Consider the following 12867-nt stretch of genomic DNA (forward strand, 5'->3'; position numbering starts at 1 on the left):
ACCTCTCACCCTTACGAGGACGGTTCAACACCGTCGCCAAACTTGGTTTTCGGTCACTTCCAGAACGAGAATGAGCGTCCAAAGGACCCCCGCGATGCGGAGCACATCGTTGCGTGGAAGCAGATGAATACAACGCGCAGGCGGTGCTTCGACCCTTCGCGGCTTCAGGGGTCCTCAGCTGAGGCCCAGGATGAAGCGCCGATTGGGTGAACGGATAGGGCGCGCGTTTCGGGGATACAGCGAGGTAAATCGCTCCATGTCTGCTGGGTCGACCTCAACCGGTTCCCTCGCCACCATCCAGTCGACGTTTTCCGTGCATGGTGGTGTTGTCAAAGATCCTTCATATGTCCAGTAGCCAAGCGAAGCCGGCAGAAGCTCGTTCGGATCGACGTCGTCGACCGTTGCCTCATCGCCTGACGTTGCTGGAAAAGCTGCAGCAAGCCTGGCAAAACTGGCATTTGTCGCGCCTGGTGTCAGAAACACGCCCAGCACACCCAAAGTATCGCTGTCGCGGTCCTTATGGACGAAATGCGCTTCCATCGGGAAACTCTTGCCTGCGACGTGGTGCTCGCTTGGCGCATGGAAGTGGAACTGTAGCAACTCACTGACGCGATCCCCTCGAGTGAGCGTGCTGCCTTGTTGCAGGTTGATTTGAATGGTGTGGCCGTTGTTCACCATCCTGCCGCCGCCCCTGTGCCAGCCTATGGCAATGCGCGGAATATCCGCTTTGACCGCGCCCTTGATATCGACCGGCGATTGCTGCATGCCCGCCGAGCAGACCAAATTCCTCTTGTCCAGATGCCCCCATTGTTCGGGTCCGACCGGGCCGGCATATCCCCATTCGGTGCTGGCCGTCCGCGCGGCTTCAGCGCAAATAGGACACGCGCCCAGTACAATGAACCCCTTGATCAGATTACGACGGTGCATATGCTTTGGCTCCTACTGAACACGTCAATTTGGCGCTGGCACGGGGGGACTGCAGGCGCAGCTGTGATGTGGGCGACGTCGTCGCATTTTGCGGTCCGAACAGTTCGGTACGCTACCATCGCGGACTTCAGCTCGGCCGACATGCGGTGTGATCAGTTATTTTCACCCGGCAGATGGTCCCTGCTACTTGAAAGCCATTGTCTCCACGACGGCCAATTGCCGTTGGGTCGCAGATCATATGGTCGACCCCTCCGAAGATCGCCTCGGCACCCTGGCCGCACTGGACAAGCGATTCCATGCAACGACTCCGACGGCGCCCACCACGCCAAGTGCTTCATATTCATCATTGGACAGCCAGAAAAATCGATTGCTTCGATAAGAACATCCATGACGTGGATGCATTGATGCCCGATTTGCGGTGCTGCTGAGGACACCGGCTCCACATCGGAGCGTCCGCCATATGTCGGCGACAATGACGCGGCGGAGAACTAGGCAAGGCAGCAAGAACGCGGAGCAAAGTGACTTATGCTGTCACGGTCCGCTGCGACTCAGACACGAATTGAATTGCCCTTGAAGATGGCCCGACCAGAACAAGATTCTTGGTGAATAGAACTGATTTTGCAACGACGCCCGCCGAAAACTGATCCTGAACCACTGAGGAAACTTGACGAGTGCCTGGACGGAGCGTCCAGGTGTCTACCGTTCTTGCCGTGCTGCCGAAGCTCTCGATATCGAGCAGCTCATCGCAATGGGGGTAGCACAAGTGGGATACAGATGGACGCACCCGGTGCTGAGCGCTCTATGCGAGCCTCGCTGAGCAGGCTATGAAGTCCACCAACACGTCGGGGCATGATCTTCCAAGACAACATCTTGAACGTCGCAAGGTCAGATCCCGAGGCCACCTGTCGGCCCTCTGACATTCAGATTCGTTGCGTTAGAATGAGCTTTGGAATCGCAGTACGCCGCCGAGGCTGTCCGCTTTGCCGACGTGAATCGGATTCATGCCGGCACGGTCGACGGCAGCGAACTTGGCATAATGGACATAGTCGACTTCGGCTGTGACTGTGAAACCTGGAATGGCCATATACGCGACGTTTGCAGCCAGTCCGGAGTTCCGGAGCTGATCACCGGAGACCTGGAAATTCAACGCCGTTTTCTCGTCGAGCGTATAGGTGGCGCCCACCCACAAAGCCCAATCGCCGCTCCAATTCTTGTAAAAGCCGCGACCATGAGCGGCGACAGCGTTGGTTGGGTCGTCGTTGAGATTGCCAATGGAGCCGTAGCCGAACATACCGAATAGCGACAGGTCATCTGTGACATTGACGTCGATGCGGACCTTGCCGGCCAAAGCGTCGTAGTTGCTGTCACGAGCGATTACGCCGGTGATCGCGCCGCCGGCCTGCGTCTGTCTCACGCCTAGTACAACGTGGGGAACATGGCTGTCGAGAGAACCGACCTCACTTACCCCTTGTTCAAGTGAAACCAGAGCTGAAAAGCCACTGGCGGAATCCAGATAGTACTGAACCACGTTGGTATCGAAGTCGCCATACGGAACAAGTGCGTTATTGAGGATGTTCCCGGCGTATCCGATAAATGTGTCGAAGGCCGATTCGTCCTTCCCGACTCGGAGACCACCAAGCTGGATCCAGGCGGAAGTCAACTTGGTGCCGCTGTTGAAGGCATGGTTCTGAGCGCTGTCCGGACCCGGATAAGGGTTGCGGTTGCCGAAGTTCAGGCGGCTTTCAGTATAGGTCTTCAGGGGTCCGATTTCGGTTTCCTGGCGCGTCCAAGTCTTGAACGTGAAACGCGTGTTGTTTCGCCAGGTGCCCTGAGCCTCCCCGGTTCTCGCACTGGATGTTCTTGCCCCCTCATGCGAACGGACACCGCCGATGCCGACGTCGTATCGGATGTAGCCGCCGATGCGCAGGCAGGTGTCGGTGTTGGGGACATGGAAGTAGCCCGGACCGTAGACGTCGCAGATCTGGACGTATTCGGTCCGGTCCGACGCGGGAATTTCGTCCGCCGCGCGAGCCACCGAAACGGAGATCAGGGCCGCAACCGAGCCGGGAAGAAGGCTGCTTACGTTCATTCTGGATCTCCATTCAAAAGGGGATCGCATTCTTCTTTGCAATCTGAGGAATGCGGAATACCCGCTGAGCAGGGGCACAGGGGAGGGGCAGCCCTTGTGAATCAATCGCCATTATTATCTCCGCTGTTCGTGGGCTAGCAGTGTGCGTTCCATGCGGAGCAGCAAGCGACGTGCCATTCCGACGAACCGGCTCCGCGACATTCAAATTGGCGGCTGCTGCTCGTGGCGCTCTCTTGTCGGCGCAGGCTGAGCACGAGAACCAGACGTTGGGACAACTTCGTATGTTTGGAATGTGACACTTTCGCTCGATGCCGACAGCCTTTGCTCGCTATGAAGGGTGGGGTCGAAAGAGCGTGCGTGGCTGCTCTGTGCTTCCGGCGCGCAACCGGAATCGAGTCAAGCATGGCCCGTTCCGTTTTGCAGCGGCGAATTCCGGGGCAAAGTTGACACCCTGTGCAGCTTATCTGGCGAATGCGGATTGGGTGGATGCATGCTCACGAGATTGGCGCGTCTGGTGGCAGCGCCAATACCCTTTTGGGACCGACAGTTATCTGGCCTACTCTCGACAGATCCCAGGTTTGGGTTTATATAAAAGACCTAAAATAAGTTAAGGTCGTTTTTATGAGACAAAGATGCGCTCGACGGTGACCGACACATTGCCCCCCAGAGTCAAGCGGGCGCTTGGCAAGCTGGGCACCGACATTGCGCTCGCCCGCAAAAAACGCAGCCTGACGGTGATGATGATGGCGGAACGACTGGGCATCGCAAAGAGCACCTATCTGAAGATCGAAAAAGGAGACCCGACAGTTGCTATGGGTGCTTACGCCATGACCTTTTTTGTTCTGGGCTTTGACGAGGCTCTGACTAAGATCGTCGACCCCCAGCGCGACGAACAAGGCCTGCTCCTCGATGCCGAACGTTTGCCCAAAAGGGTAAGGGTGCGTAGGCCGCCCGGTGCAATATGAGACGTTCTATTGCTGTTCACCTCGGCGAGGAAGCGACGCCACTGGGCACGTTGCGCTATGATCAGCAGGGTGCGCGTGAAAGCGCTGCCTTTGAATACGATGCAGGTTGGCTGAGAGCAGCGGAAGGCTTCTCGATCGAACCCGGTCTGCCACTCGTTACCGGCCCTCAGTTCCATCGAAAGACCGGCGACGGATCGGTGTTCCACAACGCGATCGCCGACACCGAGCCGGACGGATGGGGCCGGCGTGTCATCCAGCGCGACCACGCCAAGCGTCGCCAAGAGGCGCGCCGGGCTGGGAATGTCGCTGAAACGCCGCCTCTGAACGCTATGGATTACCTCTTGGCAGTGGACGACATGAGCCGCATTGGTGCGCTCCGGTTGAAGGACGAAGCAGGGCGTTATCAAAGAACGACCGAGGAGGGTCGACGCACCACGCCGCCGCTCATTGAAGTCGGTCAACTCCTCGCGGCCACACACGCCGTCGAGACGAACACCGAAACGGCAGCGGATCTCGCCTATTTGCGTGGACGTGGCACGTCCCTTGGGGGACTTCGTCCGAAATGCTCTGTCGTCGATGATGACGGACGCCTCGCTATCGGTAAGTTTCCGAGCATTGCCGATGATCGATCTGTCACAAAAGGCGAAGTGCTCGCCATGATTCTGGCCAGAAAAGCCGGCGTGGAGGCTGCCGAGACACGTTTGCTCGACAGCGACGGCGCTCCAGTCGCGCTCATCCGGCGCTTCGATCGGACCCCAAACGGAAATCGGCTTATGTATGTCTCCGCCGCCACCATGATCGCCGCCGAGTCAGGCGACGCGGGCGAGCATAGCTATACTGAACTCGTGGATGTGCTCCGTCAGCACGGCAGCCAGCCAGCGGCCAATATAGCAGAACTTTGGCGGCGCATCGCCTTCTCAATCCTTATCACTAATGTCGATGACCACCTCCACAATCACGGCTTTATCCATGTGCATCGCGGGCAATGGCGCTTGGCGCCTGCCTTCGACATCAACCCGTTCCCAGAGCAGGTGCGAGAACTGAAAACCTGGGTATCGGAGGAAACCGGACCGGAAGCGACGATCGACGCGTTGATGTCCGTCACTGCCTATTTCCGGATCAAGACCGATCGAGCGAAGACGATCCTCGCAGAAGTCGAGAGGGCGGTCGCCACATGGCGTGAGGAGGGGCGCGCGCTTGGGATGACCCACCAAGAACTCGATAGCTTCACCGACGCGTTCGAACATCGCGAAAGGCAAGCCGCCCAAAGAGCGCAGCAATGATACTGAACGCGTTCTCGTTCCGCGGGGCCACCCTTCAAGGGCGTCAAATCTCTGTCTGGCCACCATCTCCGGCGCTGAAAGCTCGAGGCCATGCGTGCGCCAATTCGAAACGCTTGGGCTCGAACAGCCCCCGGTTCTGGCTGGCCAGCGCCTGCCTGGAGCGAGTCAGATCCTCTTGCCGGCCATCCGGGCCGCATAACTGGCTGAACTGCCCGCCGAAGGGCGCCGCCGGCGATCACCACCACTCAAGACTCATGCGCTTCTTGCCGTCTCGCGCCGCCTGGCGGAACGACCAGAGCGCAGTTCCCCGGCCTCGACACGCGGGGCAATTCTCAAGAGAGCGCCGGCCGCATCAGCTCGTGTACTGCCTGGGACCTTCACGGTCCTCGAACTCGACTGGCGCCACAGATCCAATGCCGGATGCGATCGCTCTTGTATCACGTCATCTCGGAGGGCGAGAAAAAAGTGTCGGGGAACGGGTACGAGCTGCCTCAGTCGTGCGTTCGATGGAAAGCACTGTGTGAGGCGGACGCTCCCCATCATGCAGTGACAGGAGATGATCACCGATTTCCTTATCCGCTGCCGTGAGCCGATGATTGAGGCGAAGAAAATCCATCCAGGTTGGAGTGCGGAATGTCTCTGTCCAAATTGATGGCGTTTGAAGATTTCGCTGCAGTGTCCAGTTTCGCGCACCGGCACGGCTCTGAACATGCCGCCTTGCGCGCATGTAGCCCAGAAAGGTCTCGATATTCTTTTCGGATATACGATATTCCACCTTCACCACTATGGGTCCACTTCTGGCCTTCAAGTCGAGTGCCAGCTCCGGCGGCCGAAAATCCGAACTTTCCTGATCCGTTTCCTCCCATGGACCGACCGGAAACAGCATTCCCGCAGCTGCAACCAGCAACAGAGCGCCTGCGGCACCCTGCAAAGCCCAGCCTAAGGAGTAGTTCTGTGCGACAGTGCCCCAGATCCAGCTGCCAGCCGCCATCCCGCCTGCGCTCAAGGCGTAGTAGATCGACAGGGTGCGGCCGACCACCCATCTGGGGCTTGCCAGCTGCACCGAAACGTCGATGCCAGTCCAGGTGATAAGCCAACCCGCGCCGCCAAGTGCCAGCGAAACGGCCGCCACGGGGACCGACGACGTGAGTGCAAGCGAAAGGCAACATGCCGCACAAGCAACAGAGGCGAAGGACACCAGCCTGTTTTGAGACGTGGCCCGCCTTAGAAAGCTATTGCTCATGCCCGCGATGAAAGCCCCCATGCCAAAGCCGGCCAGCAAGATGCCGTAGATGATAGGTCCGCTTTTCAGCTGATCCCGGACGACCAAAGGGAGCAGCGCAAGGATGGAGATGCTTGCCAGGCCGAAAAGGGTTGCACGGGCAATCGCTGCCCTGATCTCCAAGGACATTACGGTGAAGCGCACTCCGTCATGAATTGCCATCGTCATGCGCTCACGAGGGAGAGGGGACGTGCGGACATTCCATCGAGTGCGCCATATTGCGGTTAGTGGCGCCAGATCACTCAGCGCTGCCAACGCGAAAGCGGCCAGCGGTCCAAGGAATGCCAAGACCACGCCCCCCAAAGCCGGACCTACGCTGCGCACAATGTTGTATCCGACAGACATAAGCGTCACCGCAGCCGGGATGTCGCGCTTGTGAAGAATATCGCCGACAGAAGCGTGCCAGGCCGGATCATTCAAGGCAAAGCCGCAGCCGGCCAGGAAACCCAATCCGAGAATTAGCCACGGACTGGCAAATCCCAGACCCACAGAAATCATCAGCGTCGTTGACGCCAAGGCTATCAGGCAGTGTCCCGCAAACATCACCCATCGGCGGCTGAAGTTGTCGGCAATGGCTCCTGCCAGGATCGAAAGGAGAAATACCGGCAAGGTGGATGCAGCCTGCACGAGTGCAACCATCAGATCCGAAGCGGAAATCGTGGCCATCAGCCAGCTGATGGCGACCGTTTGCACGAGCCAGCCGAGGCTGGATATTTGTGTAGCCGTCCAGATCGAGCGAAACACCGGATTTCGAAAGGGAGCGAGCGTTGTTGAGGAAGGCAGATGGGTATTGTTTTCGGACTGCATGATGATGCCTTCGAGGGGCCTCTTATTCAAATTCTCGGCTGCACTGCTGCCGCTACAATGTTGATCTATGCATCAGAAGGACCTGCCTATCGACCAGGATGACTCGTCGAACGAGGAAGCTGTCTATGAGCCGCTCCGCTCCCAGGCTGGCGCCGACAACCCTTGCGGCAAGATAACATTGCCGATTGTGCTGATCGACAGAATCGCCTGCAACTTTGATCGCTCTGGCGTCACCGCGCCAGCGCCCGTGAAGCTTGCCGGCGACCGTTTTTTGGCAGGCCCGTTTGCTCGTGTCATCCCTGACCACTCCTGTGCACGACCGCCGTGCGGCTAAATTCCTATGATGAGGGCGCCTCCGCTGAGACCGGCACCGGCTGCCGCAAGAAGAATCTTTTCACCGGGCCGAAACGGCTGTGCCTGATGCGAAAGCGAGAGCGAGAGCGGGATGGTCGCGGCGGAAGAGTTGCCGTAGTCCGCGATCGTCTTGACGATCGCTTCATCTTTTATTCCGAGAACCCTGCCGACCGCATCGAAAATCCGCGCATTGGCCTGGTGTGGCACGAACCGCTCGATCTCTTGCGATCCCATTCGGGCAGCCGAGAGGGCATCCTGCGAGCAGCGAGACATCATCTCCACGGCCTTGGCGAACACTTCGCGGCCGTCGGCGATCGTCATCCAGGTCTGCTCGAGCTCCAGCCCGTCGTGGAACGGTGTGTTGCTTCCGCCGGCGGGAATCTTTATCAGTCCGTGGCGCGAGCCGTCCGAGGCCAGCGCGGCGCCGAGGATGCCTCGATCCGGCTCTTCGCTCGGGACAACCACCAGGGCGCCCGCGGCATCGGCAAACAGAACCGCGCTTGCGCGCTCGGCCGGATTGATGCGGCGGCTGAGGATGTTGGCGGCAATGACCAGGCTCGCTTTGCCATGCAGGCGGGTGTATCCGTCCGCGAACATCAGGGCATAGATGAAGCCGGCGCAGGCGCCTGTCAGGTCAACCGCACCGGCGCGGTCGAGTCCCAGCCGGTGTGCCACCAGCGGCGCGCTCGGCGGCAGAAGATGGTCGGGCGTCGACGTCGCGAGCACCAGCAGGCCGATATCGTCACGGTCGACACCGGCATTTGCCAGCGCCATGTCGCCGGCCCGCGCGGCAAGGCCAGACAATGTATCTTCGCCCGTTGCCCAGAAGCGCGAGCGGATTCCGGTGCGCCGCTCGATCCAGCCGGGTTCGAGCCCGAGACGATCTTCGATTTCCGCGTTCTCGACCTTGCGCGCCGGCGCATGATGACCGAAGCCCAGTATGCGCGACGACCGGCTCATGACCGCGAGCCGAAGCGTTCGCCGGCCTCCTCGATGGCGTCATGGAGCCCGTCCAGCTCGTCTCCGGTGATGCAATAGGGCGGGAGAAGATAAAGGACATTGCCGAGCGGGCGCACGAGCAGGCCGCGCTCGAGGAAAAAAGCGCGCAGCTTCGGCCCGATCTCGGCAAGATAACCGGCTGAGCCGGTGCGCAGATCGAGGGCCGCGATCGTGCCGGTCGCCCGGCTGTCGGCGAAATATGGATTGTCCCGGAAGCGGTGAAGCCCGGCCGCCTGCTTCGTGCTCAAGGCGGCGATCCGCTCGGCCACCGGCTCGTCACGCCAGATCTCGACATTGGCAAGTGCCGCCGCACAGGCAATCGGATTGGCGGTGTAGGAACTTGAGTGGAAAAACGTCTTCTTGCGGTCCTCGGAATAGTGGGCCTGGAAGATGGCATCGGTGGCAAGCGTGGCCGCCAGCGGGACGGCACCGCCGGTCAAGCCCTTCGAGGTGCACAGGATATCCGGAGAGATGGACGCCTGCTCGCAGGCGAACATGGTTCCGGTGCGTCCCCAGCCGGTCATCACCTCGTCGGCGATCAAGAGCGTGCCGTAGGCCTCAGCGATCCTCTTCAATTCGGTCAGAACCCAGGCCGGATACATCAGCATGCCGCCGGCGCCAAGCACAAGCGGCTCGATGATCAGCGCGGCGGCGCGGCGGTCGCGAGACAAGGCCTCGAAACGATCCAGCGTTTCCTGCTCGCGCCCCGCGGCCGGAAAAGGAATGGTGTCGACCTCGAACAACAGTGGTTCATAGGCGGCATTGAACACGCCCCGGGCGCCGACGCTCATCGTGCCGATCGTGTCGCCATGATAGCTGTGTTCCATCGCGACGATGCCCGAGCGCGGCGCGCCGATGTTGCGGAAATAGCCGAGCGCCATCTTCAGCGCCACTTCAACGCAGGTAGAGCCGCTGTCGGAGTAAAAGACCCAGTCGAGGCCTGGCGGCACCATTTCGATCAGCGCAGAGGCCAATTGCTCAGCCGGCTGATGGGTCAGGCCGGCGAAGATCACCTGGTCAAGCATCTCGGTCGCAATCCGGATCGCTTCCATGATCCGCGGTTGGCGGTGGCCGTGAGTGACCACCCACCAGGAGGAGATTGCATCGAGGATATGCCTTCCGTCATTCGTCTGGAGCCAAGCTCCCTCGGTGCGGATAACGGCCGGCATGGGCGGCTCGATCGCATGCTGGGTGAATGGATGCCACACGCGCGACCCCGACATCACTCGCCTTCGGCAATCTGGGCGAGGTCGAAGCCGGCAATCATCGCCCTTCGCAGAGTTTCGCGCGTGAGCGGAGCGAGAAGTGGCAGTCTGCCGAGCTGACGCACCGCGCCCAATTCGGTGATTGTCCTTTGCGTATCGGCCGCCTCTTCACCGACGAAGGCAACGCCGATCAGCGGGATGGAGCGAACCCGCAGGGCTTCGATGGACAGCAAAGTGTGGTTGATCGTGCCAAGCTCGGTGCGGGCGCATAGGATCACCGGCAGCCGCCATTCAGCGAAGATGTCGATGAATCTTGTCTGTCGGTTGATCGGCACCATCAGTCCGCCAGCGCCTTCGATGACGAGCGGTGTGGGCAGGACCGGAAAAGCAAGATCGGCAGCCTCGATCGAGACACCGTCGATTTCGGCTGAACGGTGCGGCGACAGCGGGCTTTTCAAGCGGTGGGCCTCCGGCAGCACGCGCCCGGATGGCAGGCCAGCGAGCCGTTCGACCACCTCACTGTCGGTCTCCTCATCGAGACCCGATTGCACCGGCTTCCAGTAGAAGCCGTCGAGCAGGCCTGCCAGCCCCGCGGCAAAAACCGTTTTGCCAATTCCCGTATCTGTTCCGGTGACGACGATGCGCTTGCTCATGCCGTGGCCGACACTTCGGCAAGCGTCTCGACCATGGCCGAAATGTCAGCCTTGCCGACATTGAGCGTCAGCGAAATGCGCAGGCGTGAGCTACCTTCCGGCACGGTCGGCGGTCGAATGCCCCGTATATCAAAGCCGCGGGCCTGCAGAGCCGCCGCGATCGCCATGGTGTGCGTCACCTCCCCAATGACAAAGGGCTGGATCTGCGAACCGCTGGGCCTGGATCCGCAACGCTCGGCCAGTTGCCGGCTTGCGAAGGCAACGTGCTCGTGCAACTGAACGCGGCGCATCGGCTCGTCGACCAGCATTGCGAGCGCTTCGCGCGCCGCCACTGCCATGAGCGGCGATGGCGCGGTGGCGTAGATGAACGGCCGGCAGCGATTGACAATATAGTCGCACAGCACTCCCGGCCCGGTGACGAGCGCGCCGGATGCACCGAGCGCCTTGCCGCATGTGTGGAGAGCCAGGATGTTGTCGCGGCCCTCGAACGCCGCGGCCAGCCCGCGGCCCGCCGGTCCCCAGACCCCGGTGGCATGTGCCTCGTCAACCAGTATGAATGCATCGCGCCGATCGGCAAGCTCGATCAGGCTCTCCATTGGCGCGCGGTCGCCATCCATGCTGTACAGGCTCTCGACCCCGATCCAGATCCGCCCGATGCCGCCTTCGGCGCGCCAGCGCCTGATCGCGTCCTCAAAAGCATCAATGTCATTGTGCGCCACCATCCTGAACTCGGCGCGTCCAGCCCGCGCCCCTTCATGCATGCTGGCATGCGCCAGTTCATCGAGGATCAGCAGGTCGCCTTTTTTCACCAGGGTGCTCAGCAGGGCGAAGTTGGCGACATAGCCGCTGCTGAAGAACAGCGCCCGTTCGGCCCCGAAGAACGCCGCCGCATCTGCCTCCAATTGCTCATGCTCCGGCGCGTTGCCGCGCAGAAGCCGCGATCCGGTAGCGCCGACCGGGGTGCCCCGCTGGATTGCGGCCGCGACTGCGTCGCCAAGTCTCTTCGAGGCGGCAAACCCGAGATAGTCGTTGGAGGAGAAGTCCAACCCGACCCGCGGCGACAATGTGCGCAGCCGGTCCTTGCGCGCCAGCCCCTGCAAGGTGGCTTCATAGCGGGCGAGCGGTGGCTCGTTCATTTCGCCTCGCATTGCATCGGTTCGATGCCGAGACGTCTAAATAAACGAGTATCCTTGTCCTCGCCTGGATTGTCCGCTGTCAGCAGCGTGTCGCCAACAAACACGGAATTCGCCCCGGCAAAGAAGCACAGCGCCTGGGTCTCGTCGCTCATCGCCGTCCTGCCGGCGGAGAGCCTTACAGAGGACTTCGGCATCATGATGCGGGCGAGCGCAATGGTGCGGACGAAATCGATCGGTTCGATGGGCTCGGCATCGGCAAGCGGCGTCCCCCTGATGGGGATCAGCATGTTGATGGGCACGCTTTCCGGCGGCTCGGGCAGGTTCGCCAGCGTTACCAGCATGTCGATGCGATCGGCCTTTTCCTCTCCCATCCCGACAATGCCGCCGCAGCAGACCTTGATCCCAGCCTCGCGCACCCGCCCAAGCGTTTCGAGCCGGTCGGCAAAGGTCCTGGTCGAAACGACCTTGCCGTAATAGCGCGCGGACGTGTCGAGGTTGTGGTTGTAGTAGTCGAGACCAGCCGCTTTCAGGCGTTGCGCCTGGCTGAGGTCGAGCATGCCGAGCGTCATGCAGGTCTCCATGCCAAGCGCCTTCACGCCTTCGATCATGGCGAGCACAGCGTCCATGTCGCGGTCCCTCGGACTGCGCCAGGCAGCACCCATGCAATAGCGGGTTGCGCCAGCATCTCGTGCCTTGGTCGCCTCCTCGATGACATGTTTGACCTCCATCAGCTTCGATGCCTTCAGGCCGGTTTCGTGATGCGCAGACTGGCTGCAATAGCCGCAATCCTCCGGGCATCCGCCGGTCTTGATGCTGAGCAGCCGCGACAGCTGCACCCGGTTGCGATCGAAGTTCTGGCGATGGATGGTCTGGGCCAGGAAGAGCAGATCGTTGAACGGCATGCCGTATATAGCCTCGGCCTCTTTGCGGTTCCATCGGGGCAGTGCTGCCTCCATCGACTGCGTGGCACAGTTCGAGCCGCACTCCTCGTTCATTCCCGTCGTCATCGTCAAAAAACCTCTGTTGCTGATCAGCGAGCGCACTCAGGAGTCCGTCCAGTGGCGAGCCCCTTCCGATGGGCTCGTCGGTGAGCGCAATACCGGGATCCGGGTATGGAGGTGAGCCGCATGAAGCGTGCTTTTCCAGCGTCTCGTCTGCGCATGCAGC

The 12867-nt window shown here is 60.7% G+C and carries 10 protein-coding genes; 2 read left to right on the forward strand and 8 right to left on the reverse strand.

What is annotated here, in order from left to right:
* Positions 1 to 174: 174 nt before the first annotated feature.
* Both A4R29_RS05465 and A4R29_RS05470 read right to left on the reverse strand, forming a co-directional pair.
* Entirely contained in the window at positions 175 to 927 is a 753-nt protein-coding gene (locus A4R29_RS05465) for a carbonic anhydrase (RefSeq protein ID WP_063171407.1), read from the reverse strand.
* Between the two features lie 934 nt (positions 928 to 1861).
* Positions 1862 to 3016 carry a porin gene (locus A4R29_RS05470; protein WP_063171408.1) on the reverse strand — a complete coding sequence of 385 codons (1155 nt, stop codon included), beginning with the start codon at positions 3014 to 3016 and terminating at the stop codon, positions 1862 to 1864.
* Positions 3017 to 3648: 632 nt separating this feature from the next.
* On the opposite strand from A4R29_RS05470, the gene A4R29_RS05475 reads away from it, so the two are divergent.
* Both A4R29_RS05475 and A4R29_RS05480 read left to right on the forward strand, forming a co-directional pair.
* Positions 3649 to 3981, forward strand: coding sequence for a helix-turn-helix transcriptional regulator (locus A4R29_RS05475; RefSeq protein WP_063171409.1), 333 nt, complete (start codon positions 3649 to 3651; stop codon positions 3979 to 3981).
* Entirely contained in the window at positions 3978 to 5264 is a 1287-nt protein-coding gene (locus A4R29_RS05480) for a type II toxin-antitoxin system HipA family toxin (protein ID WP_063171410.1), read from the forward strand. Before A4R29_RS05475 ends, A4R29_RS05480 begins: the two co-directional genes overlap by 4 nt.
* 442 nt (positions 5265 to 5706) lie before the next feature.
* Here the strand turns inward: A4R29_RS05480 and A4R29_RS05485 are convergent, their stop codons facing one another.
* From A4R29_RS05485 to bioB, 6 genes are all read right to left on the reverse strand, one after another.
* Positions 5707 to 7353 (reverse strand): MFS transporter, encoded by a 1647-nt coding sequence (locus tag A4R29_RS05485; RefSeq protein WP_063173589.1) that lies wholly within the window; start codon positions 7351 to 7353, stop codon positions 5707 to 5709.
* A gap of 330 nt (positions 7354 to 7683) precedes the next feature.
* Complete coding sequence (locus A4R29_RS05495) at positions 7684 to 8667, reverse strand: beta-ketoacyl-ACP synthase III (RefSeq protein ID WP_063171412.1); 984 nt, start codon at positions 8665 to 8667, stop codon at positions 7684 to 7686.
* Positions 8664 to 9929, reverse strand: coding sequence for an adenosylmethionine--8-amino-7-oxononanoate transaminase (locus A4R29_RS05500; protein WP_063171413.1), 1266 nt, complete (start codon positions 9927 to 9929; stop codon positions 8664 to 8666). Before A4R29_RS05500 ends, A4R29_RS05495 begins: the two co-directional genes overlap by 4 nt.
* Complete coding sequence (bioD, locus tag A4R29_RS05505; protein ID WP_063171414.1) at positions 9929 to 10564, reverse strand: dethiobiotin synthase; 636 nt, start codon at positions 10562 to 10564, stop codon at positions 9929 to 9931. The genes A4R29_RS05500 and bioD overlap by 1 nt, the downstream gene beginning before the upstream one ends.
* A complete protein-coding gene (locus tag A4R29_RS05510) occupies positions 10561 to 11700 on the reverse strand; it encodes an 8-amino-7-oxononanoate synthase (protein WP_063171415.1) in 1140 nt (379 codons plus the stop codon). Before A4R29_RS05510 ends, bioD begins: the two co-directional genes overlap by 4 nt.
* The gene (gene bioB / locus A4R29_RS05515; protein WP_027163108.1) at positions 11697 to 12707 is read right to left on the reverse strand and encodes a biotin synthase BioB; all 1011 of its coding nucleotides are present in this window, start codon (positions 12705 to 12707) and stop codon (positions 11697 to 11699) included. The genes A4R29_RS05510 and bioB overlap by 4 nt, the downstream gene beginning before the upstream one ends.
* Positions 12708 to 12867: the final 160 nt, after the last annotated feature.

This window comes from Mesorhizobium ciceri biovar biserrulae (assembly GCF_001618845.1).
Classification (GTDB): domain Bacteria; phylum Pseudomonadota; class Alphaproteobacteria; order Rhizobiales; family Rhizobiaceae; genus Mesorhizobium; species Mesorhizobium ciceri.

What these genes read in the sequence shown, in the direction of transcription:
- A4R29_RS05465 (WP_063171407.1), bottom strand. Translation starts at nt 927, where the DNA reads ATGCACCGTCGTAATCTGATCAAGGGGTTCATTGTACTGGGCGCGTGT.
- A4R29_RS05470 (WP_063171408.1), bottom strand. Translation starts at nt 3,016, where the DNA reads ATGAACGTAAGCAGCCTTCTTCCCGGCTCGGTTGCGGCCCTGATCTCC.
- A4R29_RS05475 (WP_063171409.1), top strand. Translation starts at nt 3,649, where the DNA reads ATGCGCTCGACGGTGACCGACACATTGCCCCCCAGAGTCAAGCGGGCG.
- A4R29_RS05480 (WP_063171410.1), top strand. Translation starts at nt 3,978, where the DNA reads ATGAGACGTTCTATTGCTGTTCACCTCGGCGAGGAAGCGACGCCACTG.
- A4R29_RS05485 (WP_063173589.1), bottom strand. Translation starts at nt 7,353, where the DNA reads ATGCAGTCCGAAAACAATACCCATCTGCCTTCCTCAACAACGCTCGCT.
- A4R29_RS05495 (WP_063171412.1), bottom strand. Translation starts at nt 8,667, where the DNA reads ATGAGCCGGTCGTCGCGCATACTGGGCTTCGGTCATCATGCGCCGGCG.
- A4R29_RS05500 (WP_063171413.1), bottom strand. Translation starts at nt 9,929, where the DNA reads ATGTCGGGGTCGCGCGTGTGGCATCCATTCACCCAGCATGCGATCGAG.
- bioD (WP_063171414.1), bottom strand. Translation starts at nt 10,564, where the DNA reads ATGAGCAAGCGCATCGTCGTCACCGGAACAGATACGGGAATTGGCAAA.
- A4R29_RS05510 (WP_063171415.1), bottom strand. Translation starts at nt 11,700, where the DNA reads ATGAACGAGCCACCGCTCGCCCGCTATGAAGCCACCTTGCAGGGGCTG.
- bioB (WP_027163108.1), bottom strand. Translation starts at nt 12,707, where the DNA reads ATGACGACGGGAATGAACGAGGAGTGCGGCTCGAACTGTGCCACGCAG.